The sequence below is a fragment of the Methylocapsa aurea genome (genome assembly GCF_000746085.1).
Taxonomy (GTDB): domain Bacteria; phylum Pseudomonadota; class Alphaproteobacteria; order Rhizobiales; family Beijerinckiaceae; genus Methylocapsa; species Methylocapsa aurea.
On sequence record NZ_JQKO01000005.1, the window covers coordinates 57,552 to 78,285 of the forward strand.

Consider the following 20,734-nt stretch of genomic DNA (forward strand, 5'->3'; position numbering starts at 1 on the left):
GACGGGGATGATGACCGAACGCGATATGCTCGCTGCGAACGAGAACGGATCCGACAAACTCATCGCCGGCGCGCGGCCGAGCCTGTTCGACCGTTTGCGCGCCTTGTTCGGGCTCGGCGGCGCCTCGATCCGCGACGATATCCAGGATGCGCTTGCCGACACCTCGACCGATGTCGATTTTTCGGCGCAAGAGCGCGCCATGCTGAAGAATGTCCTCGCCCTGCACGAGTTGCGGGTCGAAGACGTCATGGTTCCTCGCGCCGACATTATGGCCGTCGCGCTCGAAACCAGCCTCAGCGATGTGCTGGCGACGTTTCGCACCGCCGGCCATTCCCGGCTGCCGGTGCATGGCGAGACTCTCGATGATCCCCGCGGCATGGTGCATATCCGCGATTTCGTCTCCTATCTCGCCGCCGAGGCGAATCCCTCCCCGGCGCCGTCGGCGTCCGAATCCTCGGCGCGCGAGCCCGAAAGCGAGCCCGCGGCCAGACGATTCGAGAATTTGGACAAATTAGACATCCCCTTGTCGCAAGCCAATATTCTGCGCCCGGTCCTCTTTGTCCCCCCCTCGATGCCGGCGCTTGACCTCCTTTTGAAGATGCAGGCGACGCGAACCCATATGGCGCTCGTCATCGACGAATATGGCGGCACCGACGGCCTCGCCTCGATCGAGGACATCGTCGAGATGATCGTCGGCGATATCGAAGACGAACATGATTTCGACGAAAGCCCCAAGATCGACGCCATGCCCGACGGAAGCTTCGTCGTCGACGCCCGCGCCAGTCTCGAGGACGTCTCGATCGCGATCGATTCCGACCTCGCTACGATCAGCGACGCCGAGGACGTCGACACCCTGGGCGGACTGATCACGACGCTCGCCGGGCATGTTCCGGTTCGCGGTGAAATCATCGTGGAAGGCGGGCTCGAATTTGAAGTCCTCGACGCCGACCCGCGCCGGGTGAAGCGAATTAAGATTCACATCGGGCGCGGCGAGCCCAAGGACGAGCCGGCCTCCGCCGAAATCGATCAGGCGCAGCACGAAAAGTGAAGCGCGTCTTTGCCGAACCGATCGGCGTGCGATGTGGAGCGCCGGCCGCCGTAATGAACCATGAAGTTTTAGATGAAATCGCTCAGCCGCGGCGAACAAAGGGCCGCGCCAGTCCTGATGCGCTCTCCTCCAAGAAAGCAGAAGATCCGGGTCGCGGATGGCGCGCCGAGCGGTCATTTTCCTCAAATCAGCGAGCCGCCGGTCGTCGTGGAGGCCATTGGCGAGGGGCTGTCCGAGCCGCGCCATTCACAGCAACACTTCGGCGCCGGCGAGATTATGAGGAGCGGTCGGTTTGGCGAGTCCCTTCATCGCAAAGGCGCCTTTGGCGAAGGCCTCCGCCATCATGAGCGCCATCGCCGCTGCGATCATTCAGGCCAAGGGCTGGCGCCGCCGCCTGATCGCGCTCGCCGCTGGCGCGACGGGCGCACTCGCCATGGCGCCCTTCCATTTTTTTCTCGGGCTGGCGATCCCGGCCACGGTTGCGATCTGGCTGATCGACGGTTCGGCGTCAAAGATCCAAACGCCTCCAGTCGGCCGCTTCGGCCGCGCGACGGCGCCTATTCTCCCACACGCCGCGCGGCGCGCCTTCGCCGTCGGCTGGTGGTGGGGCTTTGGCTATTTCCTAGCCGGGCTCTGGTGGCTTGGCGCGGCCTTTCTCGTCGAGGCCGAGGCTTTCGCTTGGGCCATGCCCTTTGGCGTCATCGGCCTTCCCGCGCTTCTGGCTTTCTTCCCGGCCCTTGGCTTCCTGCTCGCGCGCCTGCTCTGGACGCCTGGCGCCAGCCGGATTTTTGCCTTCGCCGCGGCGCTGACCTTGGCCGAATGGCTGCGCGGACATGTTTTGACGGGTTTTCCCTGGAACACTTTCGGGATGGCGCTCGGCGGCAATCTCGTCTTGGCGCAATTGGCTTCGGTCATTGGCCTTTATGGGCTGACCGTCATCGCGCTGGTTCTGTCCTCCGTCCCCGCCGTTCTCGGCGGCCCAATCGCCCCGAGAGAAAGCGGGGCGAGGCGCCCGGTTGCGGCGTTCGGCGCGGCGGTCCTCGCGCTGGCGGCGATTTACGGCTTCGGCGCCCTTCGCCTGGCTCTGGCGGATCGCGGCGCGGTCCAAGGGGTGGAACTAGCCATCATGCAGCCAAATCTCGCCCAGGACGCGAAGTTCCGGCCGGAGAACCGGGACGCGATCCTGGCGCATTATTTGAAACTGTCCGCCGCCGCCAAAGGGCCGGCGAAGAACTCCGCCAATTCCAATGAACTCACGACGACCGTTTTCGTCTGGCCGGAATCGGCGTTTCCTTTTATATTATCGCATGATCCGGAGGCGCTCGCCGATATCGGAGCCTTTTTGCCGCTGGGCGCTGTTCTCGTCACCGGAGCCGCGCGCGAGGACGATGTCTTGCCCATCGTCCATGCCGCGCTCGGCTTGCCGTCTCCGCCAACAAGATATTTTAACGCGATTCAAGTCATTGCGAACGGCGGGCTGATCCTCGACAGTTATGATAAAGTTCACCTGGTGCCTTTTGGTGAATATTTACCGCTCCAATCCATGCTGAATAGTCTGGGACTGCATCATTTCGTCCATGTCCCAGGAGGGTTTGAAGCGGGGGCGGCAAGAAAGACGCTCGCCGTGCCAGGGTTGCCGGAGGTTGCGCCGCTGATCTGTTACGAAGCGATTTTTCCAGGCGAAGTCATGCCCCAGCCAGCCGGCGCGAAGCGGCCGGGCGTTCTGCTCAATGTGACCAATGACGCGTGGTTTGGGATGACCGCCGGCCCCCACCAGCATTTCGCCCAAGCGCGGCTGCGGGCGATCGAAGAAGGGCTGCCGATGATCCGGGCCGCGAACACCGGAATTTCCGCGATTATCGATCCCTATGGACAGATTCTGGAACAATTGCCTCTCGGAGCCGAAGGCTTATTGGAGGGGACCCTGCCGCAAGCCATTGCGCCGCCATTCTTTGCTCGCTGGCCGTTCGCCAGCAGCTTTTCAGTCTGGTTCGCGGCGCTTCTTGTCGCCTTGACGGCCAGGGCCCGTGTTTGACAACGCTTGGCAAGTGATCTCTATTTAGCAAGTGATGTTTATTTTCATTCCATTTTTTGCCCCATCCGCCCGAAAAAAGGCGCCAGCCGGCGCCAAGGAAACATCCGGAGAGGCGCGGCATGCAGCCGCTCATTTTCCGTTGTGGAGCGCGATGAAAATATTTTTATTATCTCTCACAGCATGAAGCGCATTTGGCTATGAATGAACAAAGCTTGAGCATGGATAAGGTGAAGAAGATTCCGAATCCGATCGACAAACATGTCGGCAGCCGGGTTCGCATGCGTCGCGTCATATTGGGCATGAGCCAGGAAAAACTCGGCGAAGCCTTGGGTCTGACCTTTCAGCAGGTCCAGAAATACGAAAAAGGCGCCAACAGGATCGGCGCGAGCCGGCTGCAGCAGATCTCCCGGACGCTCGACGTGCCGCCAGCGTTTTTCTTCGAAGGAGCTCCTTCTTTCGAAGCAGCCGCCAGCGACGAGAGGGCCCACGTCGGCGTCGCCGAGGATTCAAATTCAACTTATGTCGCCGATTTTCTGTCGACCGCCGAGGGATTGCATCTGAACATGGCTTTCGCGCGGATTCATGATCCAAAGGTCCGCAAGCGCATTGTCGATCTTGTCGTCGCCCTCGCGGGCGACGAGAGCCACGACCCAATCGCGCGCGAACCCTCGGATGAAACCTGACGGATGCGCCGGCCTGCGTTCGATCTAACGAACAGCGTGGGCCAAATAGCTTGACAAAACGAACGGGATATAGAAATTTCCGGGGCGGCGATCTCGGGGCGCCCTTCGAATAGGCGCGCCTGCCGATCCCTGGCGACGAAGCTTTTGCCCACTGGAGACAGTCCGTGCCTCGCGAGAATTATCTTTTTACGAGTGAATCGGTCGCGGAAGGACATCCCGACAAGGTTTGCGATCGGATTTCCGACGAAATCGTCGACCTGTTCTTCCGCGAAGGCGAGAAGGCGGGGGTGGATCCCTACCAGATCAGAGTCGCCTGCGAGACTCTGGCGACGACCAATCGGATCATCATCGCCGGCGAAGTGCGCGGCCCGGCAATTCCCACTGAGGCGATTGAAGCCGCCGCACGCGGCGCGGTCAAGAGCATCGGCTACGAGCAGGACGGCTTTCACTGGCGGACCGCCGGCGTCGAAGTGCTTCTTCATGCGCAATCGGCCGATATCGCCCAAGGAGTCGACGCCGGCGGCAACAAGGACGAAGGCGCTGGCGATCAAGGCATCATGTTCGGCTACGCCTGCCGCGAAACGCCGGAGCTCATGCCGGCGCCGATCTATTACGCCCATAAGATTCTCGAAGTGCTTGCGCGCGAACGCAAGTCGGGCGTCGGCGACGCCACCAAACTTGGTCCGGACGCCAAAAGTCAGGTGACGGTCAGATATGTGAACGGCAAACCCGTCGGCGTGACCCAGATCGTGTTGTCGACGCAGCACCTCGACGAAAATTTGAGTTCGCTTGATGTTCGAAGCATTGTCGAGCCCTATATCCGGGCGACTTTGCCGGAAGGCTGGATCAGCGCGGATACGATTTGGCACGTCAATCCGACGGGCAAATTCGTGATCGGCGGCCCCGATGGCGATTGCGGCCTGACCGGCCGCAAAATCATCGTCGACACTTATGGCGGCGCGGCGCCCCACGGCGGCGGCGCCTTTTCCGGCAAGGACCCGACCAAGGTCGACCGCTCCGCCGCCTATGCCGCGCGCTACCTCGCCAAGAATGTCGTCGCCGCTGGGCTCGCCGATCGCTGCACCATCCAGCTGTCCTATGCGATCGGCGTCGCGGAGCCCCTGTCGATCTATGTCGACACGCATGGCACGGGAAACGTCGCCGAGGACAAGCTCGAGGCTGTCCTTGGCCAGAGCATGCGTCTCTCCCCGCGCGGCATCCGCGAACATCTGGAACTGAATCGGCCGATCTACGCCCGCACGTCCGCTTATGGCCATTTCGGCCGGACGCCCGATGCGGAAGGCGGTTTTTCCTGGGAAAGGACCGATCTGGGGGCCAAACTCAAGGCGCATTTGGCCTGAGCATCTTTGTTTTGATGCGCGTTCTGACCCAATAAATCTGCGCGAAAAACAAAGCTGGAAGGCGGATCTGGAAGACCAATGTTGGGAGGTTGCGCGCAGACAACCGTTTCGTCGGATAAAGATAAGGCGGCGGCGCATCCATCGGGCCTTTATGGCCGACGCAGGGGCAAGAAGCTTCGGGCGCGCGCCGCCGAACTCTTGCAAATAACCCTGCCCGGCGTGACTTTTGATGCGTCAAAACCTATTTTAGATCCCGCGTCCCTCTTTGAGACTGAATATTCAGCGCTTTGGCTGGAAATTGGCTTCGGCGGCGGCGAGCACCTTGCCGCCGAGGCGATCCGGCACCCCGACGCAGGCTATATAGGCTGCGAGGCGTTCTTGAACGGGCTTGCCAAGGCCTTGGCTTTGATCGAGGGGAGCGCGTTGCGCAATGTGCGTCTCTATGATGGCGACGCGCGCAATGTGATAGACGCACTGCCGCCGCAGAGCCTGGACGGCGTTTATCTTCTCTACCCCGATCCCTGGCCGAAGCGGCGGCAGCGCAAACGGCGTTTTCTGTCCGATGAGATGCTAATTAGACTGGCCCGCGTCATGCGTCCTGGCGCTGAGCTCCGTTTCGCGACCGACATCGACGATAATGCGGGCTGGACATTGGCCCGCGTCCTGCGCTCGGCTGATTTCACATGGAAGCCGCTAAGCGCAGGCGATTGGCGCCGCCCTTGGGAGGGTTGGAGCGGAACAAGATATGAAGCCAAGGCGCTACTCGAAGCGCGACAGCCAGCCTATTTCACATTTCTGCGCAACGAGATCTATCCGGAGCAAGGAACCGTCGATTTAGAGCACCGTTGAGGCGAGCAGTTTTCGGTTCGCGTCGAGAAAATGTGATCCTAGAGATGCTTTCTGAAAGGGCCATAGGGGCCGCCATTGCCCCCTTGTCGGTTTGATCGATCGCCCCTGCCAGCGCCGCGCGGATGATTGGCCACCGGATTTTCCAGAAACAAAAGCTTGACCTATGTTTTATAGCCGTGTATCAGCTTCGAAGGGATGATGAAATTCATCATTACTAAATAGATCGCGCGTTTAGGCGGCAGGCTCAATTTTTTTCGGCGCGTCGGCAGGGTGCGCTCCGAAAGGATTGCGATCGAGACTATGGCCGTAACGTTTGCGGCTTCTCCGATAGCCTTGCGATCTAGCGCCGGCCGTTTGAGCTGCGGATTTACGGGATGCGGTTCCGCGAAAGCGCTGCAACGTGGCTGGCAGGGCGCTCAAGACCAGCCCCGCAAGATAGCCAAATTGGACGCTCATGTTCAGCAAGACGATTGCAGCGAGGGAGGCCCACAGGCCATGCGCGCCGTGAACTGGGCTGACGAGAAACAGAATGGTTACGATCGCGCTGCCTGGCAAAAGAACATAAAATGTAAAAAATTGCGCGAGAATTATACCAAATAATGCACTTCCAATGACGAGGACTTCCATCACATCGCCTCCCGGAAATAATTTTTTATGGCTGCATTTTGCCATAAATATTTTTGCCATCAAGACATAATTATCATTTTTTTGACATTTGACAGATTCATTTCGCAACTTATTCGTGCACAAATACGTTTTTTCGCCATTTTCTGGCGGGACCGGCCGAATTTTTCAATATTCCCCCGGTCGCGCTCAAGGCAACTTGCGAATCCGGCGATGTACGACTATCGATTTACATCTTTTATCATTGCATAAAAAGAACTGCATATAGTATAGGTCAAGCTGAACGCCGAATGATTTCATGGGCGAACCGCTTGCATGAATGTTGAAACGCTCCGCCGGAACGCAGTAGATCGGGTTTCACTGCGTCTGCCGCCGGGCCGCGCCGCGCCGGCTGGCGCACCAGGGCTGGCGGAACGCGGTTTCGAGGCCTTGCCGGCCGAATTGGCCTTTTTGCTTCCCTTTGGCGCTCCCGCCGCTCTCTTGTTCTCGGCCGCGGCCCAGGCGCGGGCTCAGGCGATTCCGCCCGAGGCGGCCTTGCTCGCGGACGGAGCCATACAAGAAATATTTTTCTACCGATCCCTCGCCCATGCCCTCGGCGTCGTCTACATCGACTCCAAAGTCGCGCTTGGCCCCGGAACGCGATATCCAGGGTCGATTCATGCCGGGGGCGCCCCCCTTTCGGAAGAGCGCGGCCCAAGTTGGCTGGCCGCGCCGCGCGGGGCCGCTCTCGCCGATTTATTGCGGCGGGCGCAGCGCGGGGAGCCGTTGCGCGGAACCCTCGCGATCGCAACGCCGACGCATCTCTCGCGCCTGGTGCGGGCCGAGGCGACGCCCTTGGTCCTCCGGGAGGCGAGCTACGCTCTGGCCCACTTGGACCCGAACCTATCGGCGAAGGCCGGACCAAGCCTGGGACAACGCCAATTCGCCATCATGGGGTTCGCAACCGCCGCCTTGGTTTGCGCCTTGGCCCCGGCATTCGGGGCGAGAATCCTCGCGCTAAGCGTGAATTGCCTGTTCCTGGCCACCATCGTTCAACGCCTTTTCATCGGCGCGGCAAGCGTCGGGGCGGCGCACGCTCCCCCGCGCCTCGCGACCGACGATCGCCTCCTGCCGGCCTATTCAATCGTCGTCGCGCTGCATCGAGAAGCGCGGGTCGTCGCGCAGCTCGCCGCCGCGCTTGAGGCGATCGACTATCCGCGCGGCAAGCTCGACATCAAACTTGTCATTGAAGAGGATGATCATCCAACCCGCCTCGCGCTGGAGGCGTTGCGCCTCCCAGCAATCTACGAGATCGTCGTGGCGCCGGCGGGCTGGCCGCGAACCAAACCGCGGGCGCTCAACATCGCCTTGCCGCTGCTGCGCGGCGAGTTCGTCGCCATCTTCGATGCCGAAGACGCGCCAGCGCCGCGTCAATTGCGCGACGCCGCCGAGCGTTTCCTGCGGTCGCCGCGCGACATCGCCTGTCTGCAGGCGCAGCTCTCCATCGACAATGTCGAGGACTCCTGGCTGACTCGGCTGTTTTCGATCGAATATGCGATGCTTTTCGATGTTATGCATCGGGGAATGGCTGGGCTTGGCCTGCCCTTGCCTCTTGGCGGCACATCCAACCATTTCCGCACCGAGGTTCTCCATAAGCTTGGCGGCTGGGACGCTTGGAACGTGACCGAGGACGCTGACCTTGGGATGCGTCTCGCCCGATTTGGCTATCGCTCCGCGGTTGTGTCGTCGAGCACTCAAGAGGAAGCGCCGAGCCGTTTCAACGCCTGGCTGACGCAGCGGCGGCGTTGGTCGAAGGGCTGGATGCAGACCTTCATAACGCTAAGCCGAAACCCCTTGCGTCTTGTCGATGAACTCGGAGCGCGAGGCGCCGGCGCGCTTGTGTTGCTGATGACGGGATTGGTGATCGCGCCGCCGCTCTGGCCTTTCCTTGCCGCGCGCACGATCCACGAATTGGCGAGCGCGGGCCTGCCCGCGCCGACCTCAAGCATCGCCCTCGTCGAAGCGACTCTGTGGATCTCGGTGGCGGTCTTCGGCGCAGGCTCGACGCTATGGCTCGCCTTGCTTGGAATGAAGCGGCGCAAGCTCCTCGGCCTTTGGCCATTCCTGCCGCTGCTCCTTCCTTATTACCTCATGATGTCGATCGCGGCCTGGGCGGCCCTCTTCGATCTCATCCGGCGCCCCTATCATTGGCACAAGACCGAGCACGGCCTGGCGAAAAGCTCGCGCCAGAACACCCAAGCCCGCGCCGCCGCGATCAAAGCCCATTCGCCTTGAAGAAGGCTCGCGACGATCGCCGACTCCTTTCCGATCCGTGGCCAGCCGGATTGAAGCGGCTTTCGCCAAAAGCAGATCGAGGAAATAGCGGAATCTCCCGGTAAGGCCATTTCAAATGTTAGTCTGCGTTGCGCCAATTGCGGACATTTGGCGCTGCGGCGTGACAAGGCAGACAAGGGCCGAGAGCGGAATGGCGGCTTTGAAGACTGGGAGCGTGAAAAGCTGTCGTCGCTGCGGCGATTACGCTAAAATTGCGATAGTATGGCTCACTGGAGCAGACACACTCGGCAGATTCTCGGACGAAAGCGGGCATGACAGGACTTCCAGCCAACATCGCGAACTTCGTGAAGCAGGAGATCCGCATCGCGAAGTCGAGGCCGCTCCTACCAGTCTTCGAGGCCGTCTCGAACGCGCTGGACGCGATCAGCGAACGCGAGGGCAACGGGACGATTTACGTTACGGTGCTGCGGCATCCACCGTCCATAATTGACGCGACGCCCGGAGACCCCCACACGTTCATCATCGAGGATGACGGCGTCGGATTCAACGACGCGAACATGGGTGGTTTCGATCAGCTCTACACTGATCGCAAACAGCCGAAGGGTGGGAAGGGCCGCGGGCGGTTCGCCTACCTGAAGGTGTTCGAAGATGTGGAAATCGAGTCGACTTACGTGGATGGGGCTGGCGAGCTACGTCACCGTAAGTTCAAGTTCGACCTCAGTTACAGCGGCAATAAGGCTGAGCAAAGCGTCGGCTCAGGGCCTCTCACCACCATTATCCGTCTTCGCTCCATGCGTCCTGAATACGCGTCCCACGTGCCGAAAGAAGCGGCCACGATAGCGCGCGAGTTCATGTCACATTTTCTGCCTGTTTTGCTCGCCGCCTCAAACATCGAGATCGTGATCATAGACGGAGAGAAGAAGAAACGTCTTCGCGAGGAGTTCCGCGCGGACTTTCTTATATCGTCACGCGACCAGCCCTTCGTGATCGGCTCACGTACGTTTATGGTGACCTTAGTCAAGCTGCGGCCGAAGATTGCCTTACGCCATCGGCTGATCCTAGCCGCATCGCTACGTGAAGTTCACTCCGACTATCTCGACAAGTACCTCCCTGTACTAGCGACTGGGCCGCTTGAGCTGGACGGCGAGCCGGAGGGCTTTTGGCTCGTCGCTATCGTGCAAGGGTCGTTTCTCAACGAATCCGTAGATCCAATGAGGGTTACCTTCACAGACGAAAGCATCGAGGACGCTCCACTGGATATTATCGAAGCCAGCGAACAGCAAGCAGAGCCAACCGAGCCCGCAACCGACCTATTCGGCGAACCGAAGTCCATCAGGGTCATCCGGGCGGACGCCCTCAAGATCGTCAGAGACGAGTTGGAGCCTTACATTGAGGTCGCGGTGCGAGTTCGCTCAAGGGCGATCGAGGCCTACATCAGTCGCGATGGGCTCGGGTATCATTTTTTGAAGGCGGAGGCTGGAGAACTGGCCCGGAACCTGCGCTCCACCGACGATCAGGCGATCGAGAGTTCCCTTCATGCCGCAGCTTTCAAGGAGCGGCGGAAGCGGAACGACCAAGCCTATAAGCTGCTCTCTGCGACTCCGAAAGAGAAGTCCGAGGACGAGTACTTTGATAAGTGGGCCCGAGTTGTCGACAGCATTGGCGACGTTGCAAAGAGCGATCTTGCCAATTACGTCCTTCACCGCCGCGTGATCATTGACCTTGTAGAAAACATTCTTAGGACGACGCCAGAAGGGGATTACAGGCGCGAGGAGGTTGTCCACAGTATCGTGTTCCCACGTGGCCGGCAGTCAGGCGAGGTCGGGACCGAGCAACAGAATCTATGGCTGATTGATGAGCGCCTTGCGTTCCATGAGCATCTTTTCTCAGATCTCACGATCGGTCGCGTGACGGGTCACGATGTCGAATCACGGCTGCGGCCGGATCTGGCCATTTATGAGTCGGGCTTCGCATCATTTCATGACGGTGCGAAGCCTCCCACGCAGCTGGTGCTTGTCGAGCTGAAACAGCCCGGACGCACAACGGCGTCGCGGGACGATCCGGTGAGCAAGACGCTTTCCTATGTTCGGCAGCTCAAGGAAGGCCGTGCAAAGACAGAGGGGGGCGCTGTGATCGACATTGAGCCGAACGCCCTCACGACGGTCTATATCCTCGCGGACTGGACGAACGACTTTAAAGCGTACCTGGATCGCGAGGAGTTCCTGGAAATGCCGGGAGACGTTGGCCGCTATCGTTATCGTCCGCGTGACAACATCATGTTTGTGGCGATGTCCTTCGCGCGCTTACTCGAAGGGGCGCGGCGTCGGAACAAGATATTTTTTCGGCGGCTAGGAATCGAACAAGGGGCATGAGGGTCTCAAGTCTCTCTCCATCTTCAACCGACCTCACTGCTTTCGCGTGGAGACGTGTCACTTGAGCGAATGGCTGCTTCGGAGCGGAGTCGATGATCGACCGAACGGCTTGGATGGGCGCGAAGCGGCGGTGGGCAATCTTTCGTCGGAAGGTCTCTTATGTTTCAAAACCAGCCGCATCGCGAAAAGGCTATCGATCGCCCCCATTGGCGGGCGCGACAGTCGGGCCCCGCTCCTGAACTTAAGCTTCCCGGCTCGGCCCCCTCGCGGGCCGCTTCGCGAGCAGATCCGGCCTTCTCTCGCGGGTGATCCGCAAGGCCTCGGCCTCGCGCCAGGCCTTGATCCTGGCGTGGTCGCCGGAGAGCAGAACCTCTGGGATTTCCCGCCCTTCCCAGGCGCGGGGCCGGGTGAAATGGGGATATTCGAGCAGCCCGGCCTCGAAACTCTCCTCGACGCCAGAGGCCGCCTTGCCCATGACCCCCGGCAGAAGCCGCACGCAGGCGTCAAGCACGACCATCGCGGCGATCTCGCCCCCCGACAGCACGTAATCGCCGATGGAAACCTCTTCGAGGCCGCGCGCCTCGATCACCCGCTCATCGACGCCTTCGAACCGGCCGCAGATCAGAACCGCGCCGTCTCCGGCGGCAAGGGCCCGAACCCGAGATTGCGTCAACGCCGCGCCGCGCGGACTCAGCAGCAGGCGCGGCCGGGCGTCCTCCGCCACGAGGCCGGCGTCGAGGCTGGCGCTAAGAACATCGGCGCGGATGACCATTCCGGGGCCGCCGCCGGCCGGCGTGTCGTCCACGGCGCGATGGCGGCCAAGCCCATGGTCGCGGATGTCTTTGGATTCCAGCGCCCAGACATTGCGCGCCAGCGCCTCACCGGACAGGGAGACGCCGAGCGGACCCGGAAACATCTGCGGAAAAAGCGTGAAGACCGTCGCCCGCCACATGACCTGTCAGTCTTGCGGCGGCGAGAGTTCCGCCTCGATCTCGACCGGCGGCGCGACTATGAGCCTGCCCGCCGTCACATCGATTGCGGGAACAACCTCTTTGGTGAAAGGCATAAGCAGCGTCTCGCCGCCCTCCTCGCGGGCGATCTCCAGAATGTCGCCGCCGCCGAAATTATGAACGTCGACGACGCGGCCGATCGTCTCACCGCCCTCGTTGACCGCCGCGAGGCCGATCAGATCGGCGAGATAGAATTCATCGCTTCCCGCTTCCGGCAAGGCCTCGCGCGGCATAAAAATCTCGACATTGGTCAGGCCTTCCGCGCTCGTCCGGTCGTCGATTCCGGCGACGCGGACGACGAAAACATTGTCCTTCAAGTGACGCAGCGCCTTGATCGAAAATTGCCGCGCTCCGCTCGCATCAAGAAGGGGCTTATAGGCGGCGATCGCCTTTGGAACGCCAGTGAAGGATTGGAGCCGCACCTCGCCCTTGACGCCATGCGGGGCGCCAAAACGGCCAACGAGGATGCGGTCCTGAATCATGGCGCTCACAAACTCTGGCTGCTTGCTGGTTCGGTGCGGCCGTCCAGCAAGGCCCTCCGCCGGCAATGATCCTCCCCTACAAGCGTCGGGTAGAAGCAAGGCTCGGCGGCCCGGACTGGAATGGCGAATGGTGGGCGCGACAGGGATCGAACCTGTGACCCCTACGATGTCAACGTAGTGCTCTCCCGCTGAGCTACGCGCCCAGAACCCTTGGCGACAAGGGATCTGCTTTGGTCGCGACAGGGTATATCGGCTCACATCCGCCGGCGCAAGCCGCAAAGATTGCGGGCAAACGACGCTTTCCGTGTTGGCCGCCAAGGTGGACGAGGCTTAGAGCCGATGCATGAAGCGGAGTCGAATCCGCTCTCAGGCTCTTTGTTTCAACGCATGACATTATCCAAAAAGTTCGCAGCTTTTTGGCGTCACGCTTAAAACCCGACGCCCAGCGCGCCGCTGCCGCTACCCCCGCCGCCACCGCCGCCGCCTGCGCCATAGCCTCCGCCTCCAACGCGGGGGACGCCCGCCGAAGATTGGGCCGCCGGCGGACGCTGACGAGCCTGGACCGCCTCGCGACGCGGCATGCGCGGCTCGACGGAGGCCGGGCGAACGGCCTTTTCCTTTGGAGGCCTTGGCTCGACCGGCCGATAGCGGGGCTCCTCCGGCGGCGGAACATTTGCGAGCTTTTCTTTTCTGCGGCGCGGCGAAGGCTTTTCGGGTTCGGACGGAGTTGCTTGTTCTTCCGGCGGCGGGCGATTCGCTATAGCGCGCTTCGCCGGCTTTTCCGGTTTAGCGGACGGCTCCGGCGTCGCGGTGACCGGCGGCGCGCAGAGATCCGGCTTCTGCTCCTTCAGCTCAAGGAGAAGCGCTTCGTCGACCTTGACCTCGGCGATAGCGTGGCCCTGAACCTCGAAATAGCGGCCGAAGGCCTGCTCGGTCTTGGCGTCCAGCTTTCCATTGCGATGCCCGGACAGACAGCCAAGCCGGTTCAATTCGGTTTGCGCCAAGCGGACCTGCTCCGGCGTGTTGACTTCTTCCGGCGCTGGAAGCTTCTCGAGCGCGGCGTCGAGCGCCGGGCGCAATCTCGCGCAGGTCAATCGCTTCTTCAATTCCACCATCTGGTCGCGCGCTTCGGCGCCGCGCGTCTGAAGCGCCGCAAGCTCCACATCCTCGCGTCGGCAAGCGACCTCCTGCTCGGCGACATCGGCTTCGATCGCGGCGAGCTTGGCCCCGGCGGCGGTCTTGACCTCTTCACATGCGGCGGTTGCAAGGAGGGATCGAACGGCTTCGGCGTCGCGCTTGCCAATGGCGCCAAGCGCCGCTTGCTCGCGTCCGCAAGCCGCCTTCAAATCCGCGGCCCTACGGTCGATCGCGGCGACGACGCTGGGGCACTCAACGCGCTGGCGCAGCGCCGTCATTGCGGCGCGATCGCCGGAGGCCGACAGGGTCTTCCATTCCGCCTCGTCGCGCTGGCACGCTTCGGTCTCACGCGCGATCTCAGCCTCGAGCTTGCTCAGACGTTGCCGGGCGTTCACTTTGACGTCGTCACAGCCCGCCTTGCCGATGAGGCCGCGCAGCCCCTCGACGTCGCGCGCGCCGATGGCCGCGAGCGCCGCGTCGTCGCGTTTGCAGATTGTCTTGAGCTCGGCGAGCCTGCCGTCAATCGCGGCCACAACGCTCTTGCATTCGGCCTTCTGACGCAGCGCCTCGACATCGGCGCGATTGCCGGAGGCCGCTAGACTCTTCCATTCCGCCTCGTCGCGCCGGCAGGCTTCGGTCTCACGCGCGATCACGGTCTCGAGCTTGCTCAGACGTTGCCGGGCGTTCACTTTGACATCGTCGCAGCCCGCGTTGCCGATGAGGCCGCGCAGCCCCTCGACGTCGCGCGCGCCGATGGCCGCGAGCGCCGCGTCGTCGCGTTTGCAGATTGTCTTGAGCTCGGCGAGCCTGCGGTCGATCGCGGCCACAACGCTCTTGCATTCGGCCCGCTGACGCAGCGCCTCGACATCGGCGCGATTGCCGGAGGCCGCTAGACCCTTCCATTGCGCCTCGTCGCGCTCGCATATTTCAGTCTCATGGGCCAAACTCGCCTCCATCTGGGCGAGCCGCTTGTCGGCGCTGACCTTGATCGCCGGGCAGGATGTCCGGTCGGCGAGGTCGCGCAAGGCATCAAGGTCGCGCGGGCCGATGTCGTTGAGCGTGGCGTTGTCGCGGCCGCAGGCGGCGTCTGCGGCCGCAGCCAGCTCGCGCAAGCTGCGATCTATCGCCGCAATCGTCGCCGGGCACTGCGCGCGTTTGCGGAACGCCTCGATATCGGCCGGCTGGCGCCGCGCAACGAGACCTTTTAGCTCGCCGTCTTCCAGCCGACAGACCTCGGCTTCGCGCGCAAGCGTCGCATTGAGTTCGGCAAGACGGGCGGAAGCCGCCGTTTTCACGCTCTCGCAAGGCGTCCTGCCGACAAGATCCCGCAAGGCCGCGCCGTCGCGCGCCGGAATGGAGCCGAGCGCGGCGTTGTCGCGGGCGCAGGCGGCCTCGGCCGCCGCCGCCAATTCGCGCAAACCGCGATCGATCGCCGCGATCGTCGCCGGGCACTGCGCGCGCTGACGCAACGCCTCGAAGTCGGCCGGCCGGGCGCGCCCGGCCAAATTCTTCAATTCGCCGTCCTCGCGCCGGCAGAGATCGGCCTCCCTGGCCTGCTCGGCTTCGATCGCCGCGATTTTCTCGCCGGCCGCCGCCTTGACCGAAGGGCAGGAACTCGCCTGCATCAAGACCCGGAATTTGGCGGGATCGCGTCCTTCGATGGCCGCCAGGGCGGCGCCATCGCGGCGGCAGATCGCCTCTTCCTCGGCGAGCAGGGCTTCGAGCGCGGTCAGCCGCTCTTGCGCCGCCCGTTTCACCTCGTCGCACAAGGCCGCGCGGGCGAGAGACCGCAAGCCGGCCGCATCGCGCGCTCCAGCCCCGGCCAAGGCTTTGCGATCGGCTTGGCAGGCTTCCTCGGCCTTCCGGCGCGCTTCCGCCGCCTGTTGCCGCTCCGAGGCTTCGAGCGCCGCCTTCTTGGCTTCGATCAGGGCGCGCTCCTTGGCGTCCGCAATCGCGCGTTCGAGCGCCTGCAGGCGATAGCGCGCCTCAAGTGCATAGAATGACGAAGGAAAATGTTCGAGAAAGTCGTGCAGGACGGCTGGATCCTCGGTGGTCTTGATCTTGTCCCAGGCGATCCGATCGTTTCGATTGAGGTAATATTCGTTGACCAGCGAAACATAGGTCTCCGGCCGCTGGCGCCCGCTCGTCGCCGCGGCCACGTCGCTGGCGATCCGGCGAAACATCATCTCGATCTCGAGGCCGGGCTCGTTCAGCCGACGCAGGAACGCCTTGGTGAAGGGGCTGTTGCGCTCCTGCCCGTCCAGCGCGACATCGCCAGGCGAAGTGGCGTAAGCGACGATCAGGCCTTCGGCCTTGTCGATCCTTTCGAGCCCACGCGTTCGTCCTAGGGCGGGAGCCGGGGCGGCGACGGAGGCGGAAGTCGCGAGGCGCGCGAGGCGTTCGGCGACCGGATTGTTGCGGCAGGCGTCCAAAACCATGATTTTCACGCCGCTCGAACGGTTGAGCACGGCGCGGACATTGTCGACAGGGACGGTTTCAAACGACAGGCTGATGTCGTCCTTCACGTCGGCGTCGACTGGCAGGAGATAGTTGTGGCCCTGATATTGAAGCGCGTGGCCGGCGTAAAAAAACAGCGCCGCATCCGCGCCGACGGCCATCCGGGCGAATTGCTGGATCGCATCGCTGGCGCCGGCTTTGTCCGCATCGGTGCGAAGAAGGACTTCGAAACCGAGTCCCGTCAGAGCGGCGGCGACATCCTCGGCGTCGAATTTTGCGTTGACGAGGTCGAGCCCGGGGTTCTTGTAGCCCGCATTGCCAAGAACGAGAGCGACGCGCCGCTCCGCAGCGGCAGAATCGACCAGCAGCATCAGCGCAAGGATGCTCCAGACCAAAACGGCGACTGCGGTTAGCGCTTTGTGCATTGGAACCGGTTGGCGACGGGCTGACCTCAAGCCACGCCCCTTGGCAAGGCGGGCCCTTGTGGAAAATATCGACGCTAACATAGGTTGGGTTTAAGAGTTAAACAATGACGGCGCGCGGCCATCATGGCCGCCGCGTGCGGTGGCGCACGGAGAAAACGCGAACAAAGGTCATGCTGCCGAAGAAAGATCAAATCAAGAAATTAGCGAGACGCTTGCAATATGCCGCTTGGAATATCGATCGACGACGCTGCGGCGAGCGCGCGGCGGCCTTGTCGCAGATCAACGCCATGACGACGCGGCGGCGTAAATTGTCGCCCAGATGGGGACGGACCGGAGGTTTCCCATCATCGGACGTCAATCAAGGGCGGAATAGGCCGGTGGGCGCATCGGGCCTCCGAAGTGATATAGAAATGTATTGAAAAATACAGAACAGCATAAAGAAAACGGCGTCTTTTTTGAGAGTTTGGAGTTGCCGCGATGACGCTGATCCTGACGATCGAAAACGAACAAAGCCTACCCAATGGCGCGCCGGTGAGCGTCAAGCTCGCGGACAAGCGGGGCATCGACATCGGCCGCAACCCCAATCTCGATTGGACGCTTCCCGATCCGACGCGATTTATCTCCGGCAAGCACTGCGAAGTAAGATACCGCGACGACGCTTATTGGCTCAATGACCTCTCAACCAACGGCACTTTTCTCAACGACAGCGCCAGGCGCATCCAGGCGCCGCATCGGCTGCGCCACGGCGATCGGCTGGCGATCGGCCCCTACATTATCGCGGTCGCAATGGAGGCAGATGCAGAGCCGACGCAAGCCGACGCGCTCGAGGCCTTGCTCGAAACCTCGTCAAAGACTTTCCCTGAGGCTGCGCCGGAGACTTGCCCCAGTGCTGCGGCGGAGCCTTGGCCCGAGGCGCAAGCTAAAACTCATCCCGAACCCGAAGATCCCGCCTGCGCCGGGGTTTTCGCAATCGCTCCAATCGTTGCGCCCTCGACAAGCTTGCGCGGAGCAACCGAGCCTCGCGAAAATGTCGCGCCGAGGCTCGACGAGCAAGGCGGGCGTCGCGGTCCGGGAGCTTTTGGCCTCCGCACGCCTGAACTTATCGGCGCCAGCCCGGTCCGCAGCGCCGCGCCGGCCGCGGTCTCGCCAGACCCAGCGGTGGCGGTAGGCGCGCCGCTCGCCAAAATGAAACCTTCGGAAGCGAATATTTTGGAGGCCCAGGCTCTGGAGGCGATCGCTCAGGAGGCAAAGGCTTGGAAGCCGCCGGAGGGCCGCGCCCAGAATGTCTCCGGTCCGATTGCGGTCCAGATGGACTCGAACCGCGAACCCGCCAGCCGAGCGGACAGCGAAGGAGCTGCTCCCAGTCCCGACGAATTTCTCCGCCATTTCGCCTTAGGCGCCGGCATTCCCGACCATATCTTCGCCCGCCAAGACGGTTTGAAGGTCGCCGAAGAGCTCGGCGCCTTGACGCGGATGGCGGTCGAGAACCTGACCCAGCTTCTCAGCGCCCGCTTCAAGGCCAAGCGCTTCGCCCGCACGTCGAGCCAGACGATGATCCAGGCCCTCGACAATAATCCGCTGAAATTCGCGCCGACGCCCGATGACGCCTTGAAAATCATGTTCGGGCCGCGCACCAGCGGCTATCTCGACGCCAAGCGGGCATTCGAAGGCGCATTCACCGATTTGAAAACCCATCAGGTCAAGACTTTCGCGGCCATGCAGCAGGCGGTCCGCATGCTCGTGGAGGATCTCGACCCAAAAGCGATCGACGAATCGGCGGGTTTGGACAAGGGCTTGGCGGGTTTGTTCGGCGGCCGCAAGAGCCGGCTCTGGGACCTCTATCTCGCCCGGTGGCAGGCTAAGACTCTGCGCCACGAAGACGGCCTCGTCGACGCGTTCATGCTTTACTTTGCCGAATGCTACGACCAAGCGAAGGAGTCGAGCGCGAAATGACTGGCGCCGTGGGAGCCGGACAAACCGCCCCGCGGCGCATCATATATTGAAGATATTGGATAATTTAAGATATTGGTCTTGTGGGATGGCCTGACAGGGTCTGCAAGAGCGTCAGGCGCAAGAGTTCCAGGCAGAGGACGATGAACGAAAAAGATCCAAACCCTGGTTCCGAAGAGCGCGACGATCGGACGGTTTTCCGGCCGATGCCGGCGGCACGCCCAGCCGCAGCTGCGGCGCCAAAGCCGCCGCAGGAACCGGTGGACGGCCAAGCCTATGTCGACGATCGAACCGTGTTCCGGCCCAATCCCGGCGGTCGCCGGCCGCAGGCCTCTCCGCTTGGGCAGGCCGCGAAGGCGGGCGCGCCGGCGCCGCGGCAATCGGCGGTTCAGGGTTTGGACCTTGGCGCTCCAAACGAAAATCCGATCATGCAGGCCGCCGGCCCCCTGCTTCTTTTCCTTGGCCGCCTGCGCACCGCATTGCTGCGGGCGCCCGCAGCCGGATTGACGCCGCAAATCGCCGCGGCGATCGAGAAATGCGAGCGCGACATGAGCGCCGCCGGGGTTGCGCCGGACGAAGCCAATGCAGCAAAATATGTCTTGTGCGCGACCGCCGACGAAGTCCTCGCCAACCTGCCCGGCGAAGATCGTCCGGCGTCGCGATCGGGCCTGATGACGCGTTTCTTCGGCGAGAGCAGCGGGCGCCGGTTCTTCGACGAGCTCGATCGCGTCAAGGCCGACGCCAAGGCCCATTATCAGCTGCTCGAATTGTTTCACGCCTGCCTGGCGCTAGGATTTCAAGGCGCGCACCAGACTTTGGCGGGGGGCGCCGCCACCTTGCAGGACATCCGGCACGATCTTTACGAGCTCTTGCAGAAGGCGCGGCCGGCGCCGGCCCACGATTTGTCGCCGCGTTGGCAGGGCCAGTCGCTGGCCGGCCATGCGGTCCGCCTGCGGGTGCCGCTTTGGACCGCCGCCGGCGTCGTCGGCCTGATTCTCTTTGGCGTCTATATCGGCCTGCGCCTCACGCTTGGCGGGCGGGCGGAGGCGGCGGCGGAAGCCTTGACCGCGCTCAATCCGCAAACGCCGGTCGCAATCGGCCGCAAGGTCGCCGTCGCGCCGCCGCCAGCGCCGCCGCCGACGCCGGCGCAAGCGTCGCAAATCGACCATATCCGCAAGGTGCTGGAGCCCAATATCGCGGCCGGAACGCTCAGCGTGGACTCGACCGTCAATCAGATCGTCATTCACATTACCGACCGGGTCCTGTTCCAGCCCGGCAAGGCGGCCGTCCTCGACGACGTGCGCCCGCTCATGATGTATATCGCGCTCGCCCTCGACGACGATAAAAGCGCGATCAAGGTCGTCGGGCATTCGGACAACAGGCCGATCTCCAATGCGCGTTTCGCCTCGAATTTTGAGCTCTCGCTGGAGCGCGCCAAGGTTGTCGGCGATCTTCTCAAGCAATCTCTCTCGCATCCCGAACGGGTCGAAACGGTTGGCAAGGGGGCCGATGCGCCGATCGCTTCGAACGATACGCCGGAAGGACGCAACAAGAATCGGCGGGTCGAAATCGTCGTCCCGCGCAGCGACTAGAGCGCCTTCAGATCCGATAGCGGCAGAAAGCAACCCTAGGTCTTTGTTTTATCGCATTTTCTTGACGAGGACCGATTTCGACTTCGCGCGAAAGCGCTTTGGGGCATCTTCTTAAAAAAGTCGATCGACTTTTTCGAAATTGAGACATCGGATATATCCGATGTCTCATAGGAACATGCTCTAGAGCCGGATGATTTTGGACGGAATCGCAACGCGATCTCGTCCAAAGTCTTAAATCCGCTTCTTATCAAAGAGTTAGAGCATGATGTCGTCCGAAAACCGGTTTCCACTTTTCGGCATCATGCTCTAGGTCTTTGAAATTGAGCATTTCCCGATCAGACGACTTAAATCTGATCGGGAAGCGCTCTCGAGCATGCCCCCTTCCGACATGCTCCAACAAATTGATCCGGCGCGGTTTCCCGCCGATCGGACGTC

The 20,734-nt window shown here is 62.1% G+C and carries 13 protein-coding genes and 1 tRNA gene; 9 read left to right on the forward strand and 5 right to left on the reverse strand.

Annotation, left to right across the window (positions count from 1 at the left end; genetic code table 11):
- The first annotated feature begins 7 nt into the window (after window positions 1-7).
- From DL86_RS04745 to trmB, 5 genes are all read left to right on the forward strand, one after another.
- Entirely contained in the window at window positions 8-1,048 is a 1,041-nt protein-coding gene (locus DL86_RS04745) for a hemolysin family protein (protein ID WP_036258799.1), read from the forward strand.
- A gap of 343 nt (window positions 1,049-1,391) precedes the next feature.
- Entirely contained in the window at window positions 1,392-3,083 is a 1,692-nt protein-coding gene (gene lnt, locus DL86_RS04750) for an apolipoprotein N-acyltransferase (RefSeq protein WP_036258802.1), read from the forward strand.
- Window positions 3,084-3,301: 218 nt separating this feature from the next.
- Window positions 3,302-3,766, forward strand: a complete 465-nt coding sequence (locus tag DL86_RS04755; RefSeq protein WP_036259096.1) for a helix-turn-helix domain-containing protein — start codon at window positions 3,302-3,304, stop codon at window positions 3,764-3,766.
- Window positions 3,767-3,930: 164 nt separating this feature from the next.
- Window positions 3,931-5,127: a methionine adenosyltransferase gene (gene metK / locus DL86_RS04760; RefSeq protein WP_036258805.1), complete on the forward strand. Its 1,197-nt coding sequence runs from the start codon at window positions 3,931-3,933 to the stop codon at window positions 5,125-5,127.
- Between the two features lie 78 nt (window positions 5,128-5,205).
- Window positions 5,206-5,976 (forward strand): tRNA (guanine(46)-N(7))-methyltransferase TrmB, encoded by a 771-nt coding sequence (trmB, locus tag DL86_RS04765; protein WP_051952710.1) that lies wholly within the window; start codon window positions 5,206-5,208, stop codon window positions 5,974-5,976.
- Window positions 5,977-6,207: 231 nt separating this feature from the next.
- Here the strand turns inward: trmB and DL86_RS04770 are convergent, their stop codons facing one another.
- Window positions 6,208-6,663, reverse strand: coding sequence for a hypothetical protein (locus DL86_RS04770; RefSeq protein WP_156964477.1), 456 nt, complete (start codon window positions 6,661-6,663; stop codon window positions 6,208-6,210).
- Between the two features lie 252 nt (window positions 6,664-6,915).
- Here DL86_RS04770 and DL86_RS04775 point away from each other — a divergent pair, with 252 nt between their 5' ends.
- Together DL86_RS04775 and DL86_RS18590 are read left to right on the forward strand one after the other, a co-directional pair.
- The gene (locus tag DL86_RS04775; protein WP_051952711.1) at window positions 6,916-8,874 is read left to right on the forward strand and encodes a glycosyltransferase; all 1,959 of its coding nucleotides are present in this window, start codon (window positions 6,916-6,918) and stop codon (window positions 8,872-8,874) included.
- Window positions 8,875-9,185: 311 nt separating this feature from the next.
- Window positions 9,186-11,246 (forward strand): ATP-binding protein, encoded by a 2,061-nt coding sequence (locus tag DL86_RS18590; RefSeq protein ID WP_051952713.1) that lies wholly within the window; start codon window positions 9,186-9,188, stop codon window positions 11,244-11,246.
- A gap of 241 nt (window positions 11,247-11,487) precedes the next feature.
- Here the strand turns inward: DL86_RS18590 and trmD are convergent, their stop codons facing one another.
- The 4 genes from trmD to DL86_RS18595 all read right to left on the reverse strand — a co-directional run bounded on the left by trmD (window position 11,488) and on the right by DL86_RS18595 (window position 16,757).
- A complete protein-coding gene (trmD, locus tag DL86_RS04790; protein ID WP_036258815.1) occupies window positions 11,488-12,198 on the reverse strand; it encodes a tRNA (guanosine(37)-N1)-methyltransferase TrmD in 711 nt (236 codons plus the stop codon).
- Between the two features lie 6 nt (window positions 12,199-12,204).
- Window positions 12,205-12,738 carry a ribosome maturation factor RimM gene (gene rimM / locus DL86_RS04795; protein WP_036258817.1) on the reverse strand — a complete coding sequence of 178 codons (534 nt, stop codon included), beginning with the start codon at window positions 12,736-12,738 and terminating at the stop codon, window positions 12,205-12,207.
- Between the two features lie 128 nt (window positions 12,739-12,866).
- A tRNA-Val gene (locus DL86_RS04800) sits at window positions 12,867-12,941 on the reverse strand.
- A 225-nt stretch (window positions 12,942-13,166) separates the two neighbouring features.
- Window positions 13,167-16,757 carry a caspase family protein gene (locus tag DL86_RS18595; protein ID WP_051952715.1) on the reverse strand — a complete coding sequence of 1,197 codons (3,591 nt, stop codon included), beginning with the start codon at window positions 16,755-16,757 and terminating at the stop codon, window positions 13,167-13,169.
- Between the two features lie 477 nt (window positions 16,758-17,234).
- On the opposite strand from DL86_RS18595, the gene tagH reads away from it, so the two are divergent.
- Window positions 17,235-18,710, forward strand: coding sequence for a type VI secretion system-associated FHA domain protein TagH (tagH, locus tag DL86_RS19130; protein WP_036258822.1), 1,476 nt, complete (start codon window positions 17,235-17,237; stop codon window positions 18,708-18,710).
- Between the two features lie 140 nt (window positions 18,711-18,850).
- Window positions 18,851-20,299, forward strand: a complete 1,449-nt coding sequence (gene tssL / locus DL86_RS04820; RefSeq protein WP_036258825.1) for a type VI secretion system protein TssL, long form — start codon at window positions 18,851-18,853, stop codon at window positions 20,297-20,299.
- The last annotated feature ends 435 nt before the right edge of the window (window positions 20,300-20,734 follow it).

Coding starts and splice junctions, on each gene's coding strand:
- DL86_RS04745 (WP_036258799.1), top strand. CDS start 8: ATGATGACCGAACGCGATATGCTCGCTGCGAACGAGAACGGATCCGAC.
- lnt (WP_036258802.1), top strand. CDS start 1,392: ATGAGCGCCATCGCCGCTGCGATCATTCAGGCCAAGGGCTGGCGCCGC.
- DL86_RS04755 (WP_036259096.1), top strand. CDS start 3,302: ATGGATAAGGTGAAGAAGATTCCGAATCCGATCGACAAACATGTCGGC.
- trmB (WP_051952710.1), top strand. CDS start 5,206: ATGTTGGGAGGTTGCGCGCAGACAACCGTTTCGTCGGATAAAGATAAG.
- DL86_RS04770 (WP_156964477.1), bottom strand. CDS start 6,663: ATGGCAAAAATATTTATGGCAAAATGCAGCCATAAAAAATTATTTCCG.
- DL86_RS04775 (WP_051952711.1), top strand. CDS start 6,916: ATGAATGTTGAAACGCTCCGCCGGAACGCAGTAGATCGGGTTTCACTG.
- DL86_RS18590 (WP_051952713.1), top strand. CDS start 9,186: ATGACAGGACTTCCAGCCAACATCGCGAACTTCGTGAAGCAGGAGATC.
- trmD (WP_036258815.1), bottom strand. CDS start 12,198: ATGTGGCGGGCGACGGTCTTCACGCTTTTTCCGCAGATGTTTCCGGGT.
- rimM (WP_036258817.1), bottom strand. CDS start 12,738: ATGATTCAGGACCGCATCCTCGTTGGCCGTTTTGGCGCCCCGCATGGC.
- DL86_RS18595 (WP_051952715.1), bottom strand. CDS start 16,757: ATGCACAAAGCGCTAACCGCAGTCGCCGTTTTGGTCTGGAGCATCCTT.
- tagH (WP_036258822.1), top strand. CDS start 17,235: ATGACGCTGATCCTGACGATCGAAAACGAACAAAGCCTACCCAATGGC.
- tssL (WP_036258825.1), top strand. CDS start 18,851: ATGAACGAAAAAGATCCAAACCCTGGTTCCGAAGAGCGCGACGATCGG.